The sequence below is a fragment of the Ruegeria sp. O11 genome (assembly GCF_056535285.1).
Genome location: NZ_JBQERS010000005.1, coordinates 45,844 through 70,426, shown reverse-complemented (window position 1 = coordinate 70,426; position 24,583 = coordinate 45,844). Strand labels below are relative to the sequence as shown.

Sequence of the window (24,583 nt, the reverse complement as noted above, 5' to 3'; positions counted from 1 at the left end):
GTGGCGGTCTTAGTCCGAGATCGCAAGTAACACGCGAAAATTGCGCTGTGACTTACGGAATCGACTATCAGGGACTGGTGCGTGATCGAACGGGTCTCAAAATCGATCTTTGACCAAATAACCCAAACATATTGGGGTCTCCTTAGGCTGCCGCGCCTGTTCGGGCTCTGCCTGAGAAAATCAAAAGCGGTGCCCGAGGGCGCCGCCTGTATCTGCTATCGGTTCAGCCATTCGTTCAGACTGGCAAAAAAGGCATCCTGCTCTTCTATGAATGGGTAATGGGCAGATTCTTCGAAAACCACGACAGTGGCGTTGGGCATCAATGCGCCAATTCTTTCGGCCCCAGGACCGGGAGGCGTAATGCCATCATGCTGACCAGCCATCGCAAGAGTAGGCACAGCGACATCAGGCAGTTTATCCAGCATGTTGAATGTGCCCAGAAGAGGGCCAGCGGCATTCCAAGCCTGATATTCATAGACGGTTCGATCATCCACATCCGCGCCAGTATCTTCAGGGTATTGCTTGAAGTAGAGCTTCACAACTTCGCCCCAAGTTGACCGCCAATCGTCGTTGTCGGCCATGGGCTGGCTGAACAACTTCCCAAAAGCCGCCATTTGCTCGTCTGGCCCGGATATCGTTGGCGCATAGTCAAACGCGGGGACCGTATCGATCAATACAAGCCCCTCCAGCCGATCCGCATTTTGAGTGGCAAAGTCCTGGGCGATAAAGCCGCCGTAGGAATGGCCGATCAGCGTGAATTTATCATGCCCCAGGTGATCCATCAGCCCAGCGGCATCTGATACCAGGCGGTCAAAGGTCATTTCAGAATAATCGTCGGGCCTGCCCGAGCGACCATTGCCAAAATGGTCATAGTAAATAACCGTATGCGTATCGGACAAGGTATCGAAATAGGGTCTCAGGTAATCATGGCTCAGACCGAGGCCGCCGTGCATCATCAGAATTGGCGGCCCGTCTCCGACGGTTTCATAATAGATATCAGACCCATTGATCTCGGCGGTTTCTCCGTGCGCGGTGCCGACCGAGGCTGCCAGTACGGCAATTGCCATTGCTCTGCCTGTCGTATTCATCATTGATTTCCCCTTTTCGGGCTGTTGTCGGTTCAGCACTTTGGATGGACAATCGATAGCACAATATTCCACAAAAGACGCTTGGCTATTTGAAAAGCGGGTGAACGTATCAAAACTCCGCCCCAAGGTATTCCGCGTTAAGCGTAGTTGCGGTCACAATAATTGGGGAGAGGCTTTCGTCCCAGATTGAATGGTGCGCGATCACGGGATGAGCCATGCTACGCGAACGGAATAAACGCCGCAACGCAGCTAGCGATGCGGCGCGTTTTGAACCCTAAAGGGGCCGATACCGAATTGCGTTCGCCTTATTGCGACTGGATCATAGCCGCCCGCAATAGCTGTGGACGGTCGGTCTGGGAGGGCAGGAATACAGCTTGTGAACCGGCATCCAGTGCCGAAAGGCTCGCATCATACCACTGCATCGCAAGATCGCGACGCTCCTGTACGCCAAATCCTTCGCGCAAGTGGTGGCCCACCAGCTCTCCATAGGCGGGTTCACCCATCGCAACCAGCATGAGCGCAGAGCCAACGGCAGTATCCATGTTGTCCTGACGGTAGCCCATCGCCAGACAGACCTTGCTCGTCGCAGCGAGATCTGCGGGGCTCAATCCAGAATCCAGCGCCATTTTGCGAACCTGGGTTTCAGATTCTGTTTTCGAACTGATGGACAGGGCGTCGACTTGTGGCGCCAACATTTCACCATACGAGGCACATTGGGCAGATACCTGATCGGGTGTCAGACCCTGGATATCCTGCATCAGATCCTCACCGCGCGCCATCGCATAGCTGCGGGCAAGGCAAAATTGCTCGCTGAGCGCAAAATCAGGATCAGACATGTTCGACAGGGTCGTATAGCCGCCATTGGTCGAGGTTTGCAGCATCACTCCGCTGCAGCGATTTGCCAGCGACGGACCCCCGGTGCCGCCCGAAAACAGGCTCGGCAGGCTCGCAGACGTTGTTTCAGTGGTGTTCGCTGCGGGTTCGGTATCTTGGGGCTTGATAACCGGAATAGCTTGAGCCGGAGACTGAGGCGCCGCAGCCAGAGAAGATCCTGATTGAACCTGTCGACGGTACTCCATCAACAGCGGTTGACCCGAGAGCTGGGTGGCCGCCTGTCCACCGCTTGTCGCCCAGTAATAAGCCTGCTGCAGGAAGTCATATTGATAAGGCTGAAAGTCATGCCCATTTACGGGATAACCCATTGAGGCCTGATAACGTTCGATGGCGGAGCGCGTGCCACGCCCGACCTGACCGTCAACACGACCGGCATTGTAGCCAAAGTAATTCAGTGCCGTTTGGGTTTGCGCCCCTTGAGTGGTGGATGGGATACCTTGCCGGTAGGTTCGGGTCGCTGTCGATGACTGTGTCTTCTTTTTTTGCTGATCTTTGCCAATAAGATATCCAGCGACCCCTCCGACGACAGCACCGCCGATGAAATCCCCAGCGTCAGCGCGCGCATTCTGAGGGGCTATTGCTGCAATAGATATAGCGATACCCAACGATAGAATAAAACGAACGATCATAATTAACCTCCACTCAAAAATCACTAATTTCGCTGAGTATATCACAGCTAAGCACGCGCGGGTGAAACCGGCGACAATTGGCTGATTGTGCGCGGAGTATCTGGAATTTCTGTCGAGCTATGGGATAGTTAGCTGTTCACGCGACGTTGGTGGCGAGGCCGCTCATCCATGGAACTCACTCTCGATGTTGCGAAGCGCGATTCGATATGGCCCAATTGGTCGTCGGCCACTTGCCAACGTCTTCGTTCCACTGTAAACGCCGCCACTATCGTCTTCGGGCGAGATTCTCTCGTGGGAGGTTACTGAGATCGCGATCTTGGACCGGACCACGCAACATAATCTGGGTGGGACGCGTCCTGCCTAAGTTGAAAGGAAAACCAAATGGCCAAGAAGCTTGCTGGTACAATGAAACTGCAGGTTCCTGCAGGTCAGGCGAACCCGTCGCCGCCAGTTGGTCCGGCGTTGGGTCAGCGCGGCATCAACATCATGGAATTCTGCAAGGCGTTCAACGCCAAGACCGCAGACATGGAGCCCGGCGCTCCGTGCCCGACCGTGATCACCTACTATCAGGACAAGTCCTTCACCATGGACATCAAGACGCCGCCTGCGTCTTATTACCTGAAAAAAGCGGCTGGTCTGAAGCCGGTTGGTAAGCGCAACCGTCCTCGTGGTGCGGAAAACCCAGGTCGCGAGACCGTGGCAACCGTGACCTCGAAGCAGGTTCGCGAAATCGCCGAAGCCAAAATGAAAGATCTGAACGCCAACGACGTCGAAGGCGCAATGCAGATCATCCTGGGCTCGGCCCGCTCTATGGGCATCGAGGTGAAGTAAGATGGCAAAACTCGGTAAACGTACCCGCGCTGCGCGCGAAGCTGTCGCTGGCAAGGAAAACCTGTCGGTCGAAGAAGCTGTTTCCCTGGTCAAAGGCAACGCGACCTCGAAATTCGACGAAACCATCGAAATCGCTCTGAACCTGGGCGTTGACACCCGTCACGCAGACCAGATGGTTCGCGGCGTTGTCGGCCTGCCGAACGGCACAGGCAAAGCGATGCGCGTTGCTGTATTTGCACGTGGCCCCAAGGCTGACGAAGCAAAAGAAGCTGGCGCAGATATCGTCGGCGCAGAGGACCTAATGGAAACCATTCAGGGCGGCACCATCGAATTCGATCGCTGCATCGCAACCCCGGACATGATGCCGATCGTCGGCCGTCTGGGTAAAGTGCTGGGCCCCCGCAACCTGATGCCCAACCCCAAAGTTGGCACCGTGACCATGGACGTGAAAGCGGCAGTGGAAGCAGCCAAAGGTGGTGAAGTTCAGTTCAAGGCGGAAAAAGGCGGCGTTGTGCATGCTGGTGTTGGCAAAGCGTCGTTCGACGAAGCCAAGCTGGTCGAAAACGTTCGTGCCTTCATCTCGGCTGTGGCCAAAGCCAAGCCGTCGGGCGCTAAAGGTACATACATGAAGAAAATCGCACTGAGCTCGACGATGGGCCCGGGTGTAACTTTGGACGTGTCGGCTGCTGCGGGCGAATAAGTTCTTCGAAATACTCTCAGAAAACCCGGCCAACAGGTGTTGGTCGGGTTTTTTTGTTCCGCGTTGCCGCTGCATTGATGTCACAAATAATGCCGACAAGTTGGGAGATGGTTTCGCTATTAGACATTTGCGCTAGAAAAGGTCCAAATTTCGGTTCTATCAAGAGCGTTCCATGCGTCCGAGCAAATCTCCAAAAGAATTGCGGCAGTTAAAGCGTCAGATCGTCCAGTATCGGAGGGACATAGGTAACCAACTATTTAAGGAACGTGGTGGATACGTCATGGGCGGCTGCCTTCGCGATTTCCGGTTGCTTGAAGAAAGCAGTTGGGGGCAAGCAGATTTGTTCACGAAATTACTGGGGATCTACGAACAACAAAATCAACCTATTTTCGTGGAAAGCACAAAGCCGATACTCGTCGATCTTGGGGCGGCAGATGGCTATTGGGGCGTTGGTTTGGTGCAAGCGGGCCATTTCGAGCGAAGCCTATGTTTCGAACAAAGACGCAAAGCTCGACAGATCATCCGAAAGACCCTGCACGCGAATGGTGTTCGCGACAGGGTCGAGATTGCTGCCACCGCTACGGACACTTCAATTCGCGAGCTGGTGTCTACTAGGTATCAGCCTCAGGATTTGTTTTTCTTGATTGATATCGAAGGCGGTGAGTTCGAACTTTTATCCTTCGAATTTCTTAGTGAATTCAAGTCTTCAGAGTTTCTGATCGAGTTGCACTCCAGTGGCGTTTGGTTGGGCAACGAAAAAGAAGAAAGGCTAATTCGCGACGCACAGGTCTTATTTGATGTCGAATTGGTTGACGATACAAAACGCGATCTTTTGCAGCTTCGGAATGAGTTGCAAATGCCAGACGATTTGACTTGGGTGCTTGCATCCGAGGGACGTAGATACCCAATGCGTTGGCTGCACTTAAAGCCAAAGAGAGAACCAAAGAATGCCGCGTTGCCCAAGAAGCGAAGCGAGCAAAAGAAGGACCAAAAATTTGGGACACTCTGGATGGGGGGAGAGCCGGGAAAACTGGAACGTGCTTGCCTCAATTCCATGAAGGACTTTGGTTATAATCCTATTGTCTTTTCTTACGAGCCGATCCGAAACCTGCCAGAAGGGGTGGAGTATTTTGATGCGAGAGAAATATATGAGCCAGGCAGGGTCATTCGGCATGTAAGGCACAAAAGCCCGGCGATACACGCAGACATATTCAGGTATCATTTGATTAGTAAGACCGGCATGATCTGGCTAGATACCGATATGTACATGGTCGCTTCGGCCGAGAGGCTCATGGCTTCGGCTGAATCTCGTGCAGGTTTTTGTGTTGGCTGTGTTTTGCCGGATCTTCCACGGCATCAAACGTATCATTCACTCGTGAATAATGCGGTTTTAGGGCTTCCGGCGCATAGTAAATCGCTCGCCCTATTGGGAGAGGTGTTTGAGGAGGACCAGTTGGTCTCTGAGGCCTGGAAGGATTCGCCTGCACTTTTGGGATTGAACGCGGCGGTTGAGGCGCAACGCGAGAAACCTTTTGGGCGCTTGCGTTGGGGGTCAACTGGCCCAAGAGCTTTGACAACTGCATTGAATATGTCTGGCGAACGCAAATACGCTCATGACAGCACCGCATTTTACCATATTTCCAGTCGAGAAATACCTGCGTTGTTTCAAGCAGGAACCCGGCTTTCAGATTTTGTGACACCCACCACATTTGGGTTCCATTTGTGGGGTCGAGATTTCCGCTCTGCTTTGGCCGAGCTTGATCCAAATGTTCAACAGTGCGCCGCCCGCGACATACTGGAGCCAGCTGTTTGACGGAACGATTAGCGACCATCCACGCTATTCTACGAAATGGCGATCTGTCTTTGGCGCTAATTGCGGGATGTTTGTTATGTTCAGATCTTTCGATATGGAGGCGGGTACAACCTGATAATGGTTTTGATTTTGCACCACGATCACAAAAACCATGACAGACACCGGGCAATTGCCTAGAAATGCTAATTAAGTTTACGATTGAAGCCCGGTGACCCCTGTGGAGCAATTGGCATTTACCTATGAGATGGCCGTGGTGTCGGGGCTTTTGGCGTTCACGGTTTTCCTGTTTGTGTCTGAAATCGTCCGGATCGATCTTTCCGCTATTCTCGTTTTGGTCATTGTTGGTCTGCTGAGTTATGCGCCCGGCCTTGAGAATCTGGCAGATGTACCGCATCTGTTTGACGGATTTGCGTCGAATGCGGTCATTTCGATCATTGCAGTAATGATCGTTGGTGCGGGGCTGGACAAGACAGGGCTGATGAACAAAGTCGCCTCTGTTATCCTGAAATATGGTGGCAAGTCGGAAGGACGGGTTCTACCCATCATTTCAGGCACCGTCGGTGTCATCTCGTCATTCATGCAGAATGTCGGTGCCGCGGCTTTGTTCCTTCCTGTGGTTAGCCGGATCTCATCTCGATCAGGGATCCCGCTGTCGCGATTGCTAATGCCGATGGGGTTTTGCGCCATATTGGGTGGCACAATGACTATGGTGGGCTCTTCTCCGCTGATCCTTCTGAATGATCTGATTCAAACTGCGAATGAAGGTTTGCCTGAAGCACAGCGTATGGAGCCTTTTGGGTTGTTCTCGGTCACGCCCATAGGTGCGGTGCTGATTTTGACAGGTATTGCGTATTTCCTGTTGCTTGGGCGATGGGTTTTGCCGGGTGATTCAGGTTCTGAAAGCACCGGTACCGGGCGCGGGACGCAGGAATATCTTCAGCGGGTTTATGGGCTGAAAGCCGACGTGTTTGAGGTTGTTGTACCGGCCGACAGCCCTCTGGTTGGGCAAATTCTGGCCGACATCAACTTTGAAAATCACCTCTATATCATCTCGACCTTTTATCGCGGCAAGACCTCGATGGTTCAGGTGCTGACAGCCGAGATCGCCGCGCCATGCCGATTGGCGATTGTGGGGCGGCGTTGGGTTGTCGAAGAATTTGCTGAAAAGTACGGGCTGACCGTTCTGCCCGATCTGGATGTGTTTGTCGAAGAGTTTGCACCCACGAACGCCGGAGTCGCAGAGGTGGTCGTGACGCCCGAGAGCAAGCTGATCGGCAAATGCCCGAGGGAGTTGCTGTTTCGAAAAACTTACGGAATGTCTCTGCTCGCCATCCATCGGGGGGAGGAAACGCTAAGCCATGTCGAAACAGAGACACACGAATCCACGCAAATCGGTCTTGAGAAGTTCAAGGCCGGTGACATGTTGGTTGCCCATACCCGTTGGGACAACCTGATGCGGATCAAGCGTGACCCGGATTTTGTTGTGGTCACATCAGACTTCCCGCAGGACGAATTGCGCCCGCAAAAGGTTGGCTGGGCGCTTTTGTTTTTCGTGATTTCTTTGTCGCTAATTCTATTCACAGATGTCCGGTTGTCACTTTGCCTGCTGACGGGTGCTGCGGGTATGATGCTGACCCGCGTGTTGAGCGTGGACGAGGCCTACCGCGCGGTCGGGTGGAACACGGTCTTTCTCTTGGCCTGCCTGATCCCATTGGGGCAAGCGGTGCAGAATACGGGAACTGCGGCATGGATTGCGCAACAGATCATGATCATCCTGGACGGATGGCCAATCTGGGCGCTTCAGGCTGGAGTTGCCATTCTGGCGACAGCGTTTTCGCTGGTTATGTCGAATGTCGGGGCCACAGTTCTGCTGGTGCCCCTCGCGGTTTCAATCGCGGTTGCCGCCGGTGGCAACCCCGCTGTCTTTGCGTTAACCGTCGCGATTTCGACCTCGAACAGTTTCATTATCCCGACCCACCAGGTCAACGCGCTGATCATGGGGCCCGCAGGGTACAAGGTTATGGATTTCGTGCGTTCCGGCGGCGTCATGACGATCATATTTCTGATCGTCTCGCTGTTGATGCTGAACGTGATCTTCTAACCCTGATGACTATCCAGACAGGTTGATTGTTTGGCCTTGTTCGGATGCTTGCTGCGCCGCAAGACCGATGCGTACGGCCCAAATCCCATCACCCAGAGAGACCTCGGGTTTGGCGCGCTCACCCCGGATCAACTCCAGAAAACCTTTGTGCTGATAATAAGTGGAGCCATTGTGGTCGCCAGCCGCCAATAACTCGGGATCAACCGGGATCTCTCTCTGGATTGGACCTTTAGGTGCGCGGGGGCTGATGATCAGCTGTGATACCGGCGCGTCGCCCAGATGTTCGGGCCAGAACCGGGCCGGGCCGGGCACAAGCGCTTCGATCTTAGCATTGGGCCCAATGGCCGAGATTTCTTCCTGATACCGCGACCCCTCGGCGAACATGCAAAGCTCGAGCATCGCGCGCGCGCCGGAGGCGAAATCGACTATGACATAGCCGTGGTCCAGAATATCCGGCGTATTGCCGTCATAGTCCTCGTCCAAATGATTGACGGCTTGGCCGCCACTCGCCGAAACCCGAACTGCGTCCGATTGCAGGATCAGGCGCATGAGATCGAAGAAGTGGCAACACTTTTCAACGAACGTACCGCCGGTGTTGCGGTTGAACCGGTTCCAGTTGTCGACCTTTTCAAGAAACGGGAAACGGTGTTCGCGGATCGAGAGCATTTTGATCCCACCACTGGCGGTCGCTGCTTCCTCGATCAGCGCTGCGATAGGGGGCATATAGCGATATTCCATCGCTACCCAGATCGGGTGAGGGTAAATGCGTTCCAGTTCCTCAAGCCGGGCAAGATCGGCGGGGTCGGTGAATAACGGTTTCTCGATCAACAGGGGCAGAGGGCGGGTTTCCGCAATCTCGGCCAGTTGATCGACATGCAGGTGGTTGGGGCTGGCGATGACCAGACAGTCCAAATCACTGACCGCCAGAAGGTCCTGAATGGAAGACACCATCTTCGCATTGGGCGCAATCGCCTGCGTCTTTTGTGCCATCTCCGGGTCAGGTTCGAAGATTGCGGCGACGCGTGTGCCCTCAAGCAGAGCAATGTTGTGCAGGTGTTCCTGCCCCATCATGCCGCATCCGATCAGCCCGTAGTTGGTGGTCCGGGTCATGCGCAGTTCCTTTTACTTCAGGCGTTGAACGTATTTGGCCCGATCCGGATCGAACCATGTTTTTGAAAACTCGACAGGTTCGGCTTTCTCAGACCAGCTGAACCGTTCGATGTAACCGACCGTGTGTCCGGCAGATTTGGTGAAGCCTTCAGGTGTCCAGTCGGGCAATGAACCGATGGAAACGCGATCCTCAGCCCGTGTAATCCAGAAGCCAAGCTGTTGCTGGTAATAGCGATAAAGTGAGTCGGACAGCAGGTTCTGGTCGATGGTCCCAGCCGATTCGTCCAGCCAGATTTCCTCGACCGCGATGATTGTGTCATTCAAATAGCGCATCCGGCGCACCCGCGAACCGTGATCAGACAGGCCGAATTCCGGCAGTACTGCGGGCTTTTGCAGATGATCAACCGATAGGATATCAGCGCGCGGCAACCCGCCGCCTTCGGGTAATTCCAGCCGGAACATCGCATAGACGCTGTTCTGCGTTCCAGTCTCGCGGATGTAGTTGCCCGAACCCTGAATACGCTCCAACATGCCTTTTTTCTCAAGCTCGGCGAGGGATTTTCGCAAGGTCCCGACCGAGACATTCAGGTTCGAAGCCATGTCTCGTTCGGGCGGAAGACGCTCACCATCAATCAGGCGACCCGCCGCGATATCGCGGATCAGCAGCTCTGAGATCTGGACATAGATCGGCAGGGCATTTGGGTTGCGGCTGTTGGAGGACATTGAGGACGCTTCACTCGGTCGCAGGAAAAATTGATACACTATTGATCTACATCAATGCGCTTGCTACGCAAGAGGAAAGTCAAAGATGTACGGAGCGTGAATCAAATGACCATCGTCCCCATCACATCCCCCGACCTGGATGCGGCCGAGGTTTCGTGGTTTGCAGCGCTCTGCTCGGATGACTACCAGTTTCTGGGTGTGCCCGATGGTGATCTGCGATCCAGTTGGGAGCATTGCTCGGGCATCGTGAAAGAGGCCGAGGCGCAAGGTTTCCGCAACATCCTTTGCCCATCGTCATATCAGGTCGGACAGGACACCCTGAGCTTTGTCGCAGGGTGCGCGCCGATCACCGAAAAAATCAACCTGCTGGCCGCCGTGCGCTGTGGTGAGATGCAACCCATCATGCTGGCCCGCACCATCGCGACGCTGGACCACATGCTAAAGGGGCGGTTGACGGTCAACATCATCTCATCCGATTTCCCGGGTGAGAAAGCCGACAGCGCGTACCGCTATCAACGCTCGCGCGAAGTGGTCGAGATTCTGAAACAAGCCTGGACACAGGATGAGATCAACCATGCGGGCGAGGTCTACAATTTTTCGAGCCTGACTACGGACCCGGCCCGGCCTTACCAGGCTGGTGGCCCACTTCTGTATTTTGGCGGCTACTCCCCGTCTGCTTTGGACCTGTGCGGCGAGCATTGCGATGTCTATCTGATGTGGCCAGAAACCAAGGATCAGTTGGCCGAGAGGATGAAAGCCGTTCATGCGGTTGCCGAGAATTACAATCGTACTCTGGATTACGGTCTGCGCGTCCACATGATTGTTCGCGATACCGAGGCTGAGGCACAGGAATACGCCGACTACATCGTTTCGAAACTGGATGACGAATACGGTCGCGCGATCCGCGAGAGGGCGTTGGACGCGACATCGTTGGGTGTGGCGCATCAATCCAAGAACCGTGATCTGGCGGATGAATATGGCTATGTCGAACCCGGCCTGTGGACCGGCGTCGGTCGCGCGCGTTCGGGCTGTGGTGCTGCGCTGGTCGGTTCGACCGATCAAGTTATGTCTAAGATTGAAGAGTATCAGAAGATGGGCATCCGCGCCTTCATCTTCTCGGGCTATCCGCACATGGACGAGGCCAGGCATTTTGGCGCCCGCGTGATGCCCAACCTGAAAACCTGCTCGCTTCCCGAAGCCTACGGACGCGTGCCAGCAACCACCCCGGCGACCCCGCTGGGCAACGGAGTTCGTCGCTAATGCAACGTGTGAAACTATCTGACACGCTGGAAATGAGCCGCCTTGTCTATGGCATGTGGCGCTTGGGTGATGACAGTGACACCTCGACAGCGCATGTCGAGGCCAAGATACAGGCTTGTCTGGATCAAGGGATCACCACCTTCGACCAGGCAGATATCTACGGTGGGTACGCAGCCGAAGCTGTTCTGGGCAACGCTTTGCGCGCCAATCCCAACCTGCGTCAGAAGATGGAGATCGTCACCAAATGTGACATCGTCGCGCCAATGGGTCGCTATGCGGAGGCCAAGGTCAAATACTACGACACGTCGCGCGCGCATATTCTGAAATCGGTGGATACATCTCTGTCGGAAATGGCGATTGACCACATCGACCTGCTATTGATCCACCGCCCTGATCCAATGATGGACCACACTGAAACCGGTGCAGTGCTGGACGAGGTGGTTGCAAGTGGCAAGGTCGGGGCTGTAGGCGTGTCAAACTTCCGCCCATGGGATTGGTCTCTGCTGCAGTCGGCAATGAAAACCCAGTTGGTCACAAATCAGATTGAAATCTCGCTTGGGGAGATCAGCCCGTTTACCAATGGCGATCTGGCGTTCCATCAACAGCATGGACATCCGCTGATGGCGTGGTCCCCGCTTGGCGGGGGCCTTTTGATGGCTGGGAACCCTCCGGTCGGTGTTGTAGCGGATGAGATCGCCGCAGAATTCGGTGTGGACCGAGCCGCAGTGGCCGTTGCCTTCCTGCTCGCGCATCCGGCAAACATCCTGCCGGTTCTGGGCACAAATAATCTGGGCCGCATCAAGCGCGTCTCGGATGCTTTGAAGGTCAAGCTGGATCGTGAAAGCTGGTACCGCCTGTATGAGGCGGCGCTGGGACATGAGGTGCCATGATGAATGCAATCTCGCGCGATATGAACCATACATTCGTCCCGCATAAAGACGACACGCGCACCCTGCGCGATGCCTTTGGTCGCTTTGCCACCGGTGTTACGATCGTGACCTGCGACAGTGAGGATGGCCCGATCTGCATTACGGCCAACAGCTTTTCGTCACTGTCGCTGGACCCACCACTGGTGATGTGGGCGGGCGATCGTAATTCGCGCCGGTTCCGGTATTTTTACGCGGCACGCCATTTTAGCGTGCATGTCCTGTCTGCTGAACAGGCCGAGCTGTGCTTTGGCTGTTCAAAAGACGCCCATGCGCTGCGTGATATCGAACATGACCGGTGTGAAAACGGCACCCCGTTGTTGCCGGGCAGTCTTGCCCGGTTCGAATGCGAGCAGCACGCTTATCACGATGCGGGCGATCATGTGATCGTGGTGGGCAAAGTTCTGAAGGTCAGCATGGCGGATGGAGACGCGCTGACCTTCTTTGCCGGAAAACTCGGCCAATTCGCGCAGAACTAAGCGTGATATGACGATTGCGGGGCAAACCCGCGGCTGACCAAGGGAGGACCCGCATGGGCGGACTGGCATCGGCGTTAGCGCCGATCGCATTCGTGAACGAAACCGTGCTGCGATTGGGCCGCGCGGTTGGCGTCGTTGCGATTGCAGTTATGGTGATCGCAATCCTGATTCAGGTGTTCTTTCGATACGTTCTGGGCAACGCCCTGCCGTGGCCGGATGAGGCTGCGCGGTTCTGCATGCTCTGGATGACGGGGCTGATGGCCCCCACCGCTTTCCGTCGCGGAGGGTTTGTCGCCATCGACATGCTCGCACGTTTCCTGCCGCGTGCGCTTGGCCTTTCGCTCAATCTGTTCCTGCTGCTGATATCGCTGGTCGTGCTGTTGGTTGCTGTCAATATTGGCTGGTCCGAGGTCACAGGTTTTGGCGGCAAGTTTGCCACCGCGGCCCTGTATCTGCCCACGTCTTTTGGATTCGATGAATGGTACCGCATCCCGCGCAGTTGGATGATGGCTTCGCTGCTGGTGGGGATCATCCTGCTGATCTCGGTGAATATCGAACTGATCTTGCGGTCCATCGTCACCATGATGGGTGGCGCACATCTTCTGCCCGAAATCCCCGAAGCCGCAGTGGGGGCTGAATAAATGCTGATCTGGTTCCTGCCCACTTTCCTGATTTTCCTGCTGATCGGTCTGCCGGTCTTTTTTGCACTGCTCGCGGCACCCGGCATTCTGCTGTGGCTCAGCGGTCAGACCAACGACATCACGCTGCTGTATCGCAATGTCTATAACGGCATGGACAGCTTCCCGCTGATGGCGATCCCGTTCTTCATGCTCGCGGGCGAGTTGATGAACCGCGGCGGTATCACCATTCGCCTTGTTGAGTTCAGCCAGGCCCTGATGGGCCACCTGCGGGGCGGCCTTGCGCATGTGAACGTGCTCAGCTCGATCCTGTTCGCGGGCCTTTCAGGGTCCGCCGTGGCGGACACCTCGGCGCTTGGTTCTATGCTGATCCCGGCGATGGAGAAGCAAGGTTATACCCGCAAGTTTGCTGCCGCGATCACGGCGGCCAGTTCGGTGATCGGGCCGATCATCCCGCCGTCGGGCATCATGATCATCTATGCCTATGTCATGGGCGAAAGCGTGGCCGCCCTGTTCCTTGCGGGCATCGTGCCGGGTGTGATGGTCGGCGTCGGCCTGATGCTGATGATCAAGGTTATGGCCGATCGCTATGATTTTCCCGTCGCAAGCCGCAAATACACCTGGCCCGAACGCCGTCAGGCGAGCTTGAAGGCGTTCTTTCCGCTGATGACGCCTGTGATCATTCTGGGCGGCATTCTCGGCGGTATCTTCACCCCTACCGAGGCCGCCGCGGTGGCCGTGGGATACGCTTTCATCATCGGTTTCTTTGTTTTGCGCACCCTTACTTTGAAGGAAGTTCCCGAAATACTTAGCAACGCGGGAATGACCTCGGCGGTCGTCTTGCTGTTGGTGGGCGCGGCAATGGCGTTTAAGACGGTGGTCAGCCTCAGCCATGCGCCGGAACAGTTGGCTTCGCTAATCCTCAGCCTATCGGAAAACCCGCTGATCCTGCTGTTCCTGATCAACCTGCTTTTGTTCATCGTTGGTATGTTTCTGGACGCAGGTCCGGCGATCATCATCCTTGGCCCGATCCTTGGTCCGATCTTCACCAGCCTCGGTGTGGATCCGATCCATTTCGCCATCATCATGAGCGTCAACCTGACCGTTGGTCTGGCCACACCGCCAATGGGCCTGGTTCTGTTCGTAGCCGCCGCAGTGTCGCGGGAGCGGGTAGAAACCATCGCCAAAGCCATCCTGCCGTTTCTGGCAGTCGAAATCATTGTGATCTTCCTGATCACATACATCCCCGCACTATCCATGACGATCCCGAGGATAACGGGATTTGCAAACTGAGTTTCACAGGGAGGAAACGCATGCTCAGAAGATTTATCAAAACCGCAGCGGTGGCCACATCGTTGGTGGCTGCATCCGCGATTGCCGCGACAGCCGCCGACTACACGCTACGCGCCACAGCAAACTCGAATGAAAACGATGAAGACTATGACGGTCTGGTCGTTTTCAAAAACTATGTCGAGGCGGCCTCGAATGGAGCCATTGAGGTTGAGCTGTTCATCGGAACGCAGCTTTGCTCGAACGGTGCCGAGTGTCTGCAGGGCGTGGCGGATGGCACCATCGACATCTACATCTCCACCTCTGGCGGCGCGTCGGGCATCTTTCCTTACGTGCAGGTTCTGGACCTGCCATATCTGATGGCCGATGACCGCATTGCCGAACACGTGTTGTCAGGCGATTTCACCCGCAAAATGCGCGACATGGCACTGGAAGATTCCGGCGGCGCGATCCGCTTGATGACCATTGGCAACACCGGTGGCTGGCGCAACTTCGCCAATACGCAGCGTCGTGTGGCCGAGCCTGCCGATATGGAAGGTCTGAAAATTCGCACAGTCGTGGCCGACCTACCGCAGGAACTTGTCAAGGCGCTGGGCGCATCGCCGACCCCAATCCCATGGCCGGAACTGTTCACCAGCTTCCAGACCGGCGTTGTCGAAGGCTCCAAAAACGGCATCACCGACATCATGGGCATGAAATTCCCCGATGCGGGTCTGCAATACGTCACGCTTGATGGTCACGCTTACATGGGTGCGCTGTGGTGGATGAACAACGCCAAATTCCAGGAAATGCCCGAGGACCTGCGTCGCGTTGTCGTGGATGGTTTCTATGCGCTGCAGCAGGCCACCTTTGCCTCGCCCAAGCGCAAATCGATCCAAGCATACGAAGATTTCGTTGCTGGCGGAGGTGATCTCTACGTACCTACACCCGAGCAGAAAGCCGCGTTCAAAGAGGCTGCAACGCCGGTCTATGCCTGGTTCCAGTCCAACGTGGCACGCGGAGATGAAGTGTTTAACGCATTGACCGAGGCCGTTGCAGCGGCTGAGGCGGATGTAAACGCCTCGCGTGATGCGGACCTGAACTAAATTGTTGGGTCGGGCCTTTGGGCCCGGCCCTCATCGAAACGGGTACATCCACCCTTTGTAGTCGTTGACCAGAACATGCGCCCTTTCGATCTGCTCCGGCGACATCTTCTTAACCACTTCCTCAAGGCTGATCGCCGCATCGGGGTCGCCGCCAATCGCGCTGAGCGTGTACCACATGTAGGCTCGCACCAGATCAGGCGCAGGCATGCCCAGACCCAGCTCATAATACCAGCCGATGCCGGATTGTGCCCCCGGATGCCCCTTCATCGAGGCGCGCAGATACCATTCGAACGCGCGCTCATAGTCTTGCTCGACCCCAAGACCCAGCCCGTACATCACACCGATCAACTCTTCGGCTTCGGCATTGCCGGATCGCGCCGCTGGCAACAGTTCTTCGCGCGCGGCCTTAAACTCCCCGGCTTCCATCAAATCACGCGCCTGTTCCAACTCGGCCAGCGCCGGAGTCGCAAGCAGACAAAGGGCAATTACAAACTGACGCATGGGGTTGCTTTCCTCTTGGCCGGGGCCGCGGCGGCTCAGGATTTGCCGCGCCCGCTGACGGATGCTGATTTCATTCCCTTTGATATGGAACAGGCGGCTATCGGTCATCAACTGTTTTACGATCCGATCCTGTCGGGTAACCAAAACATTGCTTGCGCTCATTGCCATCACCCGGATTTTGGCACCTCGGACGGGCTGTCTCTGGGCATCGGCGAAGGCGGGCAAGGGCTTGGCCCGGACCGCACGCCCGGCATCGGGGCGGACAAGATCCGCAAGCGAATTCCGCGGAACTCGCCGGGCTTGTGGAATCTGGGGGCCAAGGAGATCCATACGGTCTTTCACGACGGCCGCCTGAGTATCTCGGACGTTTATGGCAACGGCTTCAATTCACCTGCACAGGAGTGGCTGCCGGAAGGATTGAACTCCCTATTGGCCGCACAAGCATTGTTCCCGCTGACCTCGCAGTTCGAGATGGCTGGCAATGTCGCCGAAAATCAGGTGACGGGCGCGGTGCATGACCGCATCGACAAAGGTTGGCCGATCCTCGCGAAGCGCGTCCGCACCGACCCTCTCTATGGCCCAGCCATGGTCAGTGCGTTTGATGAAATCGACACGACCGAAGACATCACGATTACCCAGATCGCCAACGCGCTGGCCGCGTTCATGGCATTGGAATGGCGCAGCACAGACAGTCCGTTTGATCAATTTCTGGCCGGCGATCGGTTGGCCCTGACGCCACAACAAAAAGAAGGGATGTCCCTGTTCTTTGGCGATGCGGGCTGTTCTGCCTGCCACTCTGGCCCATTGCTTTCGGATCAGAGTTTCCATGCATTGGGGTTGCCTCCGTTTGGTCCGGGGAAAACCCGTCTGTGGGATCCTTATGCGCGCGACGTGGGCCGTGTGGGTGAAAGCAATCGCCTGGAAGACGCCTATCGGTTCCGCACGCCAATGCTGCGAAACGTCGCCAAAACGGCGCCCTATGGTCACAACGGTGCGTTTCCCGATCTTGAAGGTATTGTACGCCATCACCTGAACCCGCAGGAAAGCCTTGCGACATGGACCTCAGATATGGCAGCCCTTCCCGAAGTGCCGTGGCTGGAACGTGTCGACTTCATCGTCTGGGAAGATAGCTTAGAGATGGCTCGCCAGCGCCGCAAAATCGATATTACCCCGCAAAATCTGACGGATGATCAGATCGCCGACCTAGTTGCCTTTCTTCATGCTCTGACGGGAACGACGCTTGATACGCCGCTCTTTGGTGTGCCCGAGGGCTTTGAACCCTAGAAGAGCTTGGCCATGTCATTGGACATTTGCTTGAAATCTCATAATGCTCCGGTCAAATCCACCGCTGAGAGATTCAATGCATTGCCACTACAATCCAAATGATCAGTTACAGAATTGCGATATTGCAGATCTGACGCGGCGCTTCACAATACAGGATGCAGCTGCCTTGGATGCGACTCTGCAACGGGAACGTATATCGGGTAGATTCTGATGGACCATATCATTACTTTGAATTCGGGTTCGTCTTCGCTCAAGTTTGGGTTGTTCACAACCACCGGAGATGATCCGGTGCTGATCTGCTCGGGTGAAGTTGAGAGTATTGGCAATGTGGCGGCACAGATCAGCGCAAAGACCACGGATGGTCGGGTACTTGTCGATACCACTTCCGAGGCTCTTCACGATCAGGCCAGCGCACTGGATTACATTCTGGATTTTCTAGAGCGAGAATTCCCGGCTGCACGTGTGGCAGCCGTTGGGCACCGCATTGTGCACGGCGGGCCGGACAATGATCGACCGATATTGCTGACCCCCGATAGTTTGCAGGTGCTTGAAAAGCTCGAGCCTTTTGCGCCGTTGCACCAGCCTTACAATCTGCATGGTGCACGCGCGGCGATGGAAAGGTTCCCAGATGCCAAGCAGGTTGCCTGTTTCGATACGGCCTTTCACCGCCATCACCCCTGGGTCAATGACACATTCGCATTGCCGACTGAGTATTACGACATGGGCGTTCGGCGTTATGGTTTTCACGGGTTGAGCTATGATTACATCTCGGACCATTTGGCCAACACCGCCCCACTAATTCACGGCGGGCGTGTGGTTGTAGCCCATCTTGGGAACGGTGCCTCGATGTGCGCCATGATCGCAGGCCGCTCGGTCGGGTCGAGCATGGGATTTTCGGCCATGGATGGTTTGCCTATGGGCACGCGCTGCGGTCAGTTGGATCCTGGGGTTGTGCTGTATCTCATGGATCAACAGGGCATGAATGCGGACGAGATATCGGATCTTCTTTATCGCAAATCCGGTTTGCTGGGACTTTCGGGTATGACCAATGACATGCGCACACTCGAGGCGTCGAATACGCCGGGTGCGCGTAATGCAATCAACTATTACACCTTCCGGATACGCCGCGAACTAGGTGCATTGGCCGCCGTGCTGGGTGGGCTGGACGCGGTCGTGTTTACCGGTGGGATCGGAGAGAACTCGACCTACATCCGTGATCGCATCTGCACTGATATGGGATGGTTGGGCATCGAGCTGGACCATGATGCAAACGCTGATAACAGGCGAGTTATTTCCACCGATTTGTCGCGCGTGAAATTGATGGTCATTCCGACAAATGAGGAATTGGTAATAGCGCGGGCGGCGGCTGCGCAGATCGGCTGAATCTTCCCTTTCGAAGCGCGCTGGTTTGAAATTTTTTTCTGGGATCAGACAAAAATGTTTCGACACTACGGGAATCCCCCAATTTCGCGATTCCCATGGATGCGTTAACTTTTGATTAACTATCGGGCCAGTGTGCCCAACCACTTTCACTAATTTCCCCCGATGAGGGGCTGGCTTCCTACCCCCTTGGCCGGCCCCTCTACTTTTTTGGGACTAGGCTCACACCGTATCGTTTTGAAGGATTTGCCGAACGAGTGCAGGCAGCTTGGCGCTGTCTTGATAGCTGAGCGTGTGCGGCAGGTCCGAAATAGGTGATTTGCGATAGCCTTGTTCAAATAGCAAAAACGGTACCCCTGCACGCTGGGCTGTTTCGGCATCAACCTCGCTGTCACCGACATAGATGTGCGGGCCGGCAGCCTGCAGTGCCTCAAAGCTGGCGTTCAGATGCGCTGGGTCGGGCTTGCGGATATCCAAGGTGTCGCCGCCAAACACCGTGTCGAAATAAGGCTGCAGCTTCAGTTCGCTCAATACATGCCTGGCCGGCGCTTCGGGTTTGTTGGTACAGACCCCAAGAGCACAACCCATTTCACGCAGTTCTTCCAATGCCTCAAAGACTCCGGGGTAAACGACGGTCTGGTCGCACGCGCCCGCGTTGTAGTGCTTTAAGGTAAGCTGCGTCAGTTCCTCGTGCCGATCCGGCTCTATCCCGCAATGAGCCATCACACGCTCGACCAATTTAGGCAGACCGTTTCCGACGAATCTACGGATTGTGTCATTAGGCAATGCCGGATGCCCTTGATCATCAAGCATTCGATTTGCTGCAGTAGCGATGTCGGCAAGGCTGTCCACCAAGGTGCCGTCCAGGTCAAATACAACGACTGCCGTCATCTGCGAATCCACCTATAACTATTGATGATTAGTGCCTAGGTCGCAATTCGTGACGACGCAATGGAGAGCCGAATAATTGGCTTTAAAACTGTGGCTTGACAAACCTTACTATTTTTGTAAGATTAATCTTACGAACAGATAGCCAACCCTATTCAGGGTCAGCCAGATCAAGCGAAACAAACCGACAGGCCACGTGCCAAAGACGCTCTGGAGATGCCCCGATGAACATGCAAACCCCCTCCTCGACGCAAAGTTATGCTGTTTCAATGCTGCCGGCTCATAAAGCAGAAGACCTGACAAACGGTGGCAATCTGGCCCATATCGAGCTGGGCGATCAGCTTTATACACTGCGCATCACCCGCGCGGGCAAACTGATCCTGACCAAATGAGCGCACCTTCTTCGCGCGGCGGGGCGGCCGTCGGTCGTCTGACCGACCTGAACCCCATTGAGGCCGGTGCCGTCATGTACCTGCGCCTCTGGGGTGATGGTGACAAAGGCCGCGCCAACGCTGCTAGTGATTTCGACATCGCGCTGGGCGCAGATCAGGGCCATGCCACGATGCTGACTTTGGATCGGCTGTGTTCACTGTGTACGCATCATGGTCGCCGCCCGCTGGTGCGCCATGGCTTGGGATGCGCCTGTCTGGGGGCTGATGAGAACTGCTTTGCCCAGATGATCGGCGCCGCTTCCGAGGGCGGGCGCGAGGACGCGATGATGATGGCCTCGCTGATTGTGCGACCTGATTTTGCCCCAGCATTGGCCTTATTGTCCGAGGAACTGGGGCTGGCTCTACGCCGGATGATTTTAGCGGCACCTTTGCCGACGACAGGGCACCAACCCCCAAATGCGGTGCTCCACTGATCGGTGGTAGCAAAACCCCGGCCATTTTGCCGGGGTTTTGTTTTACTCAGCAACAGCTACAGCCTGCATGGTGATGGTCGTGATCGCATTTGAGGGCGGGGCTATAGTCCCCAACCTCCGCAAGTACTTCCCGCAACGCCCAAAGGATCATGTCCACATCTTCCGCTTCGATGGTTAGCGGCGGCCGTATTTTCAGGATATTGTCCTTCGGCCCCTCGCTGCCAATCAGGATGCGGTGATCGCGCATCCGGTTTTTAACGTAGCTACAGATCTCGCCACCTTCCGAGCCATCTGGGTTGATCAGTTCTACGCCCAGAAAAAGGCCCATACCGCGCACATCGCCAACGCAGGAAAAGTCTGCTTCAATCTGCCTGAGGCCGTCCATCAGGCGAGCCCCCATGACGCGGGCATTTTCTTGCAATCCTTCGTCGTCGACAATGTCCAGCACTTCTTTCCCGATCCTGCAGGACAGGGTTGAGCCGCCAAAAGTAGAAAAGAACTCGATCCCGTTGTCGAAGCTTTGGGCGATTTCTTTGGTGGTGACCAGCACGCCCAGTGGGTGGCCGTTGCCGATGGGTTTTCCCATGACCACGATGTCAGGCAGCGCGCCCTGATGTTCAAAGCCGAAGTAATGTTCACCCAATCGCCCAAGACCAGTCTGAACCTCATCTGCGATACAGACCCCGCCAGCAGCGCGGATTTTCTCATAGACAGCAGGCAGATAGCCCTTTGGCGGGATGATCTGCCCGCCGACCGAAGGGAAGGTTTCTGCGATAAAGCCCGCAAGGCCTTGGCCTTTCGCCTGTAATGCCTCAATCGCCGGGTCAACCAGATCCGCAAACTTCCGGGCACGGTCGGGATCGTCACGGCGGAACGAACCGCGATAGTCATCTGCGACCTCAACCAGTTCCACCCAATCGGCTTGCCCAACCCCTCGGGGTTTGTTGAATTTGTAGGCAGAGATCGCCACCGCTGCGTTTGTGTTTCCGTGATAGCCGTGATCCGGCGTCACGATACCCCTCGCCCCGGTATGCGCGCGCGCCAGCCGCAAGGCCAATTCGTTGGCTTCGGTCCCCGAGTTGACAAAGAAACAAACCTCAAGGTGATCTGGCAGTTTCGACAAAATCTTGTCGGCAAAGGCGGTCTGCGCAGGATGAAGATAGCGGGTGTTGGAGTTCATCCTCTTCAGCTGATCCGCCGCGACCGCTTGAATGCGCGGATGTGCATGGCCCACATGTGGCACGTTATTGTACGCGTCCAGATAGGGGCGCCCCCATTCGTCGAACAGGTGATGCTTCCAACCGCGCACCAGCATGACCGGATCGTCATAGGTCAGGCTGAGGTTGCCACCGAAGTGATCGCGTCGGTCTTGCAGGATAGCTTGCTTGTCGGTTGGGCGATATAAAACCTTCTCATCCGACAGATTCAACAAAGCCGCCGGGTTGGGGCACACCGCGTTCCACAGTTCCATCTCATCCGGGTCGGCAACTCCGGGCCAGTCGGCCTGCATCCCGTCGGTCGTCAGTGCCAGTTGGAAATGCACATGCGGGGCCCAGCCACCATTTTGGCTGGCATTGCCCAGCCGGGCAAAGGCCGCACCCTGAGCTACCGGATCACCGGGTTTCAAACGCTCGCTAACCTCGGGGTCCAGATGACCGTAAAGCGTATAAAACGCGTCACCCTCGGGTGTTTCGTGATGCAGGATCACCACCCCACCGTAATCGAGATGAGCGTCCCGGTTCTCAACCACCTCGACCCGACCACTCAGCGGCGCATGAAGCACCGTTCCGGCGGGTGCAAACACATCCACCGCCAGATGCACGGTGCGCCGATCCGACGCTTTCCACGGACCCTTGCGGAACCCTGGCTCCGCATAGATCAGGCGGGGTTCATTGTAATAGCCAAGCCAGAGGCCCTCTCCAAATTCCTCTCCGACTCGTGCCGCCTCAGCAAGCGGCATGTGGAATGGATTTTGTGGCCATGTTGAATTTTCAACAGACAACGAGCCCATCGGCGCATCGCATAAATCCTGCCCGAACATCTGTGCGAAATGCCCGCGATGGCTGGATAGGTAGGTGTGGATACGCTCGGCTCCGTCAACTACCGGCAGGCCACAAGCGGCGCGCAGGCGGGCTGGCATGAGCGCGCCATTGATCTTCGCGTCTTCCAGGAATCGCCACGCCGGAGCCTGGCTGATTGTCACATAAGGGTCGTCCGGGTTCTCGGCCGCCATAAGAGTAGAGTTCACCACCGACACTGCCAGCCGCATCTGCAGAAGGGGCCAGATCAGGTCGATCTCATCAGGTCGCAAACGGTTGGCGGCGTGATAGCCACGCACCAAAGCGGCCAATGCGCGTTCGGGTTTTGGGTGGTCCAGAACGACATAGGCCCCGGCAATGGCCAGTTCGCATACACGCGGTGCTGCGCACATATCACCAAGGTCGATCAGGCCCGAGACGCTTCGACGTTCGTTCAACTCACCTTCAACAAGGATATTGTAGTCATTGGCATCATTGTGGATCGCCTGTTTAGGTAAGCCGTTTAGCTGATCACCGATGGCATCAAATTCCAAGGCTATCTGTTGCAGTCGCGCGCGCCGTGCCGGATCAGAAATTGCCCCCAGTTGATCAACAATCCAACCAGCTTGGGTCAGGTCCCATTTGAATTCTGCACGACTTAAGCCCTTGTGCTTGAACGCCTCCAGCGCCCGGTCCGTTGCGCCTAGAACACGCCCCAGCTTGAGGATCAGGTCCTCGTTTTTTGGCACACTGCGGGCAAAACACTGCCCCGGCATTCGTTCAAGCAGCCAGACCAGCCGCGGCTGCCCGTCCGCGTCAGCAATTTCAGGCAACATGGTTCCGTTCAAATCAGAAACAACGTCAGGAAACGGCAAGCCCGGAGCCTCGGTATCAAGATGCTTTAGTGTTTTGATTTGCAAATCCACCAGATCGGCGTCGCAGCCGGCCCGCATTACTTTGAGCACATAGTCCTGCCCATTCGTGGCCTCGACTAGAAAGTTGAGGTCATATTCCCCATCCAACCGCGTTAGACGGGCTTCCAGCCCCCAGTTCTGACGCAGCTTTCCAGCCCAATATGCATTTAGATCGCCCATGCATTACCCCATGCCATTCCCAACTTGATCCCCTTCATCTGGCCAATAATACTCTCAGGGGGATCGCGCCCCGGTGCGATGGGGGGCAGATAGCCCCCCTGCCGTCAGCTCAAAGCACGCAGGCGTTTGAACAGCGAGGACGTATCCCACCGGCCGCCGCCCAGTTTCTGCACATCCTTGTAGAACTGATCGACTAGCGCGGTAACGGGCAGCGATGCGCCGGTCTCATTTGCTGTATTCAGGCAGATCCCCAAATCCTTGCGCATCCAATCCACGGCGAAGCCATGTTCGAAGTGGTCATCCAACATGGTCTCGTACCGGTTTGCCATTTGCCAACTGCCCGCAGCGCCCTGGCTGATTACCTCGACGACAGCACGGCCATCTAGACCGGCCTTCTCAGCAAAATGCAGCGCTTCGCTGAGGCCTTGAACCAGCCCGGCAATAGCGATCTGATTGCACATCTTGGTCATCTGGCCTGCACCGTTGTCGCCAATGCGGCGGCAGATCTTGGAATAGACCTGCATCACCGGTTCAGCTGCGTCATAGGCCTCCTGATCGCCACCACACATGATCGATAATACACCATTCTCGGCCCCGGCCTGACCGCCCGAGATCGGGGCATCCACAAAAGCGATCCCATCAGCTTTGCCAGCTTCGTACAACTCGCGCGTCACTTTGGCGGATACCGTAGTGTGGTCCACAAAGATTGAACCTTTGGCCATTCCGTGAAAGGCCCCATCCTCACCTGTGCACACCATGCGCAGATCGTCGTCGTTGCCGACACAGGCCATCACGAATTCTGCCCCTGCCGCGGCTTCACGCGGAGTAAGCGCCATGGTTCCGCCATGCTGGGCAACCCAGGCCTCTGCTTTGGATGCGGTGCGGTTATAGACTGTGACGTCGTGACCGGCGGCCTGAAGGTGCCCGGCCATCGGGTAGCCCATGACGCCCAGACCAAGGAAAGCGATTTTTGCCATGTGATGATC

General features: G+C 56.0%; 22 protein-coding genes. 14 read left to right on the top strand and 8 right to left on the bottom strand.

Going from position 1 to position 24,583, the window contains the following annotated elements:
• Positions 1 to 215: 215 nt before the first annotated feature.
• Entirely contained in the window at positions 216 to 1,091 is an 876-nt protein-coding gene (locus ACRZ91_RS11895; protein WP_480654157.1) for an alpha/beta fold hydrolase, read from the bottom strand.
• A 302-nt stretch (positions 1,092 to 1,393) separates the two neighbouring features.
• Positions 1,394 to 2,611, bottom strand: coding sequence for a peptidoglycan-binding domain-containing protein (locus ACRZ91_RS11890; protein WP_480905565.1), 1,218 nt, complete (start codon positions 2,609 to 2,611; stop codon positions 1,394 to 1,396).
• Positions 2,612 to 2,992: 381 nt separating this feature from the next.
• Here ACRZ91_RS11890 and rplK point away from each other — a divergent pair, with 381 nt between their 5' ends.
• From rplK to ACRZ91_RS11870, 4 genes are all read left to right on the top strand, one after another.
• A complete protein-coding gene (rplK, locus tag ACRZ91_RS11885) occupies positions 2,993 to 3,442 on the top strand; it encodes a 50S ribosomal protein L11 (protein ID WP_010440985.1) in 450 nt (149 codons plus the stop codon).
• Position 3,443: 1 nt separating this feature from the next.
• Complete coding sequence (gene rplA, locus ACRZ91_RS11880; RefSeq protein ID WP_480905562.1) at positions 3,444 to 4,142, top strand: 50S ribosomal protein L1; 699 nt, start codon at positions 3,444 to 3,446, stop codon at positions 4,140 to 4,142.
• Between the two features lie 307 nt (positions 4,143 to 4,449).
• On the top strand, positions 4,450 to 5,955 hold the full coding sequence (locus ACRZ91_RS11875; protein ID WP_480905559.1) for a glycosyltransferase family 32 protein: 1,506 nt from the start codon (positions 4,450 to 4,452) through the stop codon (positions 5,953 to 5,955).
• A 244-nt stretch (positions 5,956 to 6,199) separates the two neighbouring features.
• The gene (locus ACRZ91_RS11870) at positions 6,200 to 8,056 is read left to right on the top strand and encodes an SLC13 family permease (protein WP_037321196.1); all 1,857 of its coding nucleotides are present in this window, start codon (positions 6,200 to 6,202) and stop codon (positions 8,054 to 8,056) included.
• Between the two features lie 9 nt (positions 8,057 to 8,065).
• Here ACRZ91_RS11870 and ACRZ91_RS11865 read toward each other — a convergent pair whose 3' ends face one another.
• Together ACRZ91_RS11865 and ACRZ91_RS11860 are read right to left on the bottom strand one after the other, a co-directional pair.
• Positions 8,066 to 9,166: a Gfo/Idh/MocA family protein gene (locus tag ACRZ91_RS11865; protein ID WP_480905557.1), complete on the bottom strand. Its 1,101-nt coding sequence runs from the start codon at positions 9,164 to 9,166 to the stop codon at positions 8,066 to 8,068.
• Between the two features lie 12 nt (positions 9,167 to 9,178).
• Entirely contained in the window at positions 9,179 to 9,889 is a 711-nt protein-coding gene (locus tag ACRZ91_RS11860) for a GntR family transcriptional regulator (RefSeq protein ID WP_480905555.1), read from the bottom strand.
• 105 nt (positions 9,890 to 9,994) lie between these two features.
• Between ACRZ91_RS11860 and ACRZ91_RS11855 the strand changes: the two genes are divergently transcribed.
• The 6 genes from ACRZ91_RS11855 to ACRZ91_RS11830 are packed head-to-tail and all read left to right on the top strand — an operon-like array spanning position 9,995 to position 15,567.
• Positions 9,995 to 11,149 (top strand): LLM class flavin-dependent oxidoreductase, encoded by a 1,155-nt coding sequence (locus tag ACRZ91_RS11855; RefSeq protein WP_480905552.1) that lies wholly within the window; start codon positions 9,995 to 9,997, stop codon positions 11,147 to 11,149.
• Entirely contained in the window at positions 11,149 to 12,039 is an 891-nt protein-coding gene (locus ACRZ91_RS11850; RefSeq protein ID WP_480905549.1) for an aldo/keto reductase, read from the top strand. The genes ACRZ91_RS11855 and ACRZ91_RS11850 overlap by 1 nt, the downstream gene beginning before the upstream one ends.
• Positions 12,039 to 12,554 (top strand): flavin reductase family protein, encoded by a 516-nt coding sequence (locus tag ACRZ91_RS11845; RefSeq protein WP_480905900.1) that lies wholly within the window; start codon positions 12,039 to 12,041, stop codon positions 12,552 to 12,554. The genes ACRZ91_RS11850 and ACRZ91_RS11845 overlap by 1 nt, the downstream gene beginning before the upstream one ends.
• Positions 12,555 to 12,607: 53 nt before the next feature.
• Positions 12,608 to 13,195, top strand: coding sequence for a TRAP transporter small permease (locus ACRZ91_RS11840; RefSeq protein ID WP_480905546.1), 588 nt, complete (start codon positions 12,608 to 12,610; stop codon positions 13,193 to 13,195).
• The gene (locus ACRZ91_RS11835; protein WP_039540899.1) at positions 13,196 to 14,485 is read left to right on the top strand and encodes a TRAP transporter large permease; all 1,290 of its coding nucleotides are present in this window, start codon (positions 13,196 to 13,198) and stop codon (positions 14,483 to 14,485) included. It begins immediately after the preceding gene.
• Between the two features lie 20 nt (positions 14,486 to 14,505).
• A complete protein-coding gene (locus ACRZ91_RS11830; protein ID WP_480905543.1) occupies positions 14,506 to 15,567 on the top strand; it encodes a TRAP transporter substrate-binding protein in 1,062 nt (353 codons plus the stop codon).
• A 30-nt stretch (positions 15,568 to 15,597) separates the two neighbouring features.
• Here the strand turns inward: ACRZ91_RS11830 and ACRZ91_RS11825 are convergent, their stop codons facing one another.
• Entirely contained in the window at positions 15,598 to 16,068 is a 471-nt protein-coding gene (locus ACRZ91_RS11825; RefSeq protein WP_480905540.1) for a tetratricopeptide repeat protein, read from the bottom strand.
• Positions 16,069 to 16,083: 15 nt separating this feature from the next.
• Here ACRZ91_RS11825 and ACRZ91_RS11820 point away from each other — a divergent pair, with 15 nt between their 5' ends.
• Positions 16,084 to 17,352 carry a cytochrome-c peroxidase gene (locus tag ACRZ91_RS11820; RefSeq protein WP_480905537.1) on the top strand — a complete coding sequence of 423 codons (1,269 nt, stop codon included), beginning with the start codon at positions 16,084 to 16,086 and terminating at the stop codon, positions 17,350 to 17,352.
• Between the two features lie 210 nt (positions 17,353 to 17,562).
• Positions 17,563 to 18,735: an acetate/propionate family kinase gene (locus tag ACRZ91_RS11815; RefSeq protein WP_480905534.1), complete on the top strand. Its 1,173-nt coding sequence runs from the start codon at positions 17,563 to 17,565 to the stop codon at positions 18,733 to 18,735.
• A gap of 219 nt (positions 18,736 to 18,954) precedes the next feature.
• Here ACRZ91_RS11815 and gph read toward each other — a convergent pair whose 3' ends face one another.
• Positions 18,955 to 19,623, bottom strand: a complete 669-nt coding sequence (gene gph, locus ACRZ91_RS11810) for a phosphoglycolate phosphatase (RefSeq protein WP_480905531.1) — start codon at positions 19,621 to 19,623, stop codon at positions 18,955 to 18,957.
• Positions 19,624 to 19,844: 221 nt separating this feature from the next.
• Here gph and hemP point away from each other — a divergent pair, with 221 nt between their 5' ends.
• A complete protein-coding gene (gene hemP / locus ACRZ91_RS11805; RefSeq protein ID WP_010441016.1) occupies positions 19,845 to 20,012 on the top strand; it encodes a hemin uptake protein HemP in 168 nt (55 codons plus the stop codon).
• Positions 20,009 to 20,485, top strand: coding sequence for a hypothetical protein (locus ACRZ91_RS11800; protein WP_480905527.1), 477 nt, complete (start codon positions 20,009 to 20,011; stop codon positions 20,483 to 20,485). The genes hemP and ACRZ91_RS11800 overlap by 4 nt, the downstream gene beginning before the upstream one ends.
• Positions 20,486 to 20,531: 46 nt before the next feature.
• Here the strand turns inward: ACRZ91_RS11800 and ACRZ91_RS11795 are convergent, their stop codons facing one another.
• Together ACRZ91_RS11795 and ACRZ91_RS11790 are read right to left on the bottom strand one after the other, a co-directional pair.
• Positions 20,532 to 23,597: an aminotransferase class III-fold pyridoxal phosphate-dependent enzyme gene (locus tag ACRZ91_RS11795; protein WP_480905524.1), complete on the bottom strand. Its 3,066-nt coding sequence runs from the start codon at positions 23,595 to 23,597 to the stop codon at positions 20,532 to 20,534.
• A 104-nt stretch (positions 23,598 to 23,701) separates the two neighbouring features.
• Positions 23,702 to 24,574: an NAD(P)-dependent oxidoreductase gene (locus tag ACRZ91_RS11790; protein WP_170771418.1), complete on the bottom strand. Its 873-nt coding sequence runs from the start codon at positions 24,572 to 24,574 to the stop codon at positions 23,702 to 23,704.
• Positions 24,575 to 24,583 lie beyond the last annotated feature (9 nt).

Coding starts and splice junctions, on each gene's coding strand:
- ACRZ91_RS11865 (WP_480905557.1), bottom strand. CDS start 9,166: ATGACCCGGACCACCAACTACGGGCTGATCGGATGCGGCATGATGGGG.
- ACRZ91_RS11845 (WP_480905900.1), top strand. CDS start 12,039: ATGAATGCAATCTCGCGCGATATGAACCATACATTCGTCCCGCATAAA.
- ACRZ91_RS11800 (WP_480905527.1), top strand. CDS start 20,009: ATGAGCGCACCTTCTTCGCGCGGCGGGGCGGCCGTCGGTCGTCTGACC.
- ACRZ91_RS11795 (WP_480905524.1), bottom strand. CDS start 23,597: ATGGGCGATCTAAATGCATATTGGGCTGGAAAGCTGCGTCAGAACTGG.
- rplK (WP_010440985.1), top strand. CDS start 2,993: ATGGCCAAGAAGCTTGCTGGTACAATGAAACTGCAGGTTCCTGCAGGT.
- ACRZ91_RS11830 (WP_480905543.1), top strand. CDS start 14,506: ATGCTCAGAAGATTTATCAAAACCGCAGCGGTGGCCACATCGTTGGTG.
- ACRZ91_RS11855 (WP_480905552.1), top strand. CDS start 9,995: ATGACCATCGTCCCCATCACATCCCCCGACCTGGATGCGGCCGAGGTT.
- ACRZ91_RS11890 (WP_480905565.1), bottom strand. CDS start 2,611: ATGATCGTTCGTTTTATTCTATCGTTGGGTATCGCTATATCTATTGCA.
- ACRZ91_RS11815 (WP_480905534.1), top strand. CDS start 17,563: ATGGACCATATCATTACTTTGAATTCGGGTTCGTCTTCGCTCAAGTTT.
- ACRZ91_RS11835 (WP_039540899.1), top strand. CDS start 13,196: ATGCTGATCTGGTTCCTGCCCACTTTCCTGATTTTCCTGCTGATCGGT.
- ACRZ91_RS11840 (WP_480905546.1), top strand. CDS start 12,608: ATGGGCGGACTGGCATCGGCGTTAGCGCCGATCGCATTCGTGAACGAA.
- ACRZ91_RS11825 (WP_480905540.1), bottom strand. CDS start 16,068: ATGCGTCAGTTTGTAATTGCCCTTTGTCTGCTTGCGACTCCGGCGCTG.
- gph (WP_480905531.1), bottom strand. CDS start 19,623: ATGACGGCAGTCGTTGTATTTGACCTGGACGGCACCTTGGTGGACAGC.
- ACRZ91_RS11870 (WP_037321196.1), top strand. CDS start 6,200: ATGGCCGTGGTGTCGGGGCTTTTGGCGTTCACGGTTTTCCTGTTTGTG.
- ACRZ91_RS11860 (WP_480905555.1), bottom strand. CDS start 9,889: ATGTCCTCCAACAGCCGCAACCCAAATGCCCTGCCGATCTATGTCCAG.
- rplA (WP_480905562.1), top strand. CDS start 3,444: ATGGCAAAACTCGGTAAACGTACCCGCGCTGCGCGCGAAGCTGTCGCT.
- ACRZ91_RS11850 (WP_480905549.1), top strand. CDS start 11,149: ATGCAACGTGTGAAACTATCTGACACGCTGGAAATGAGCCGCCTTGTC.
- ACRZ91_RS11895 (WP_480654157.1), bottom strand. CDS start 1,091: ATGATGAATACGACAGGCAGAGCAATGGCAATTGCCGTACTGGCAGCC.
- hemP (WP_010441016.1), top strand. CDS start 19,845: ATGAACATGCAAACCCCCTCCTCGACGCAAAGTTATGCTGTTTCAATG.
- ACRZ91_RS11790 (WP_170771418.1), bottom strand. CDS start 24,574: ATGGCAAAAATCGCTTTCCTTGGTCTGGGCGTCATGGGCTACCCGATG.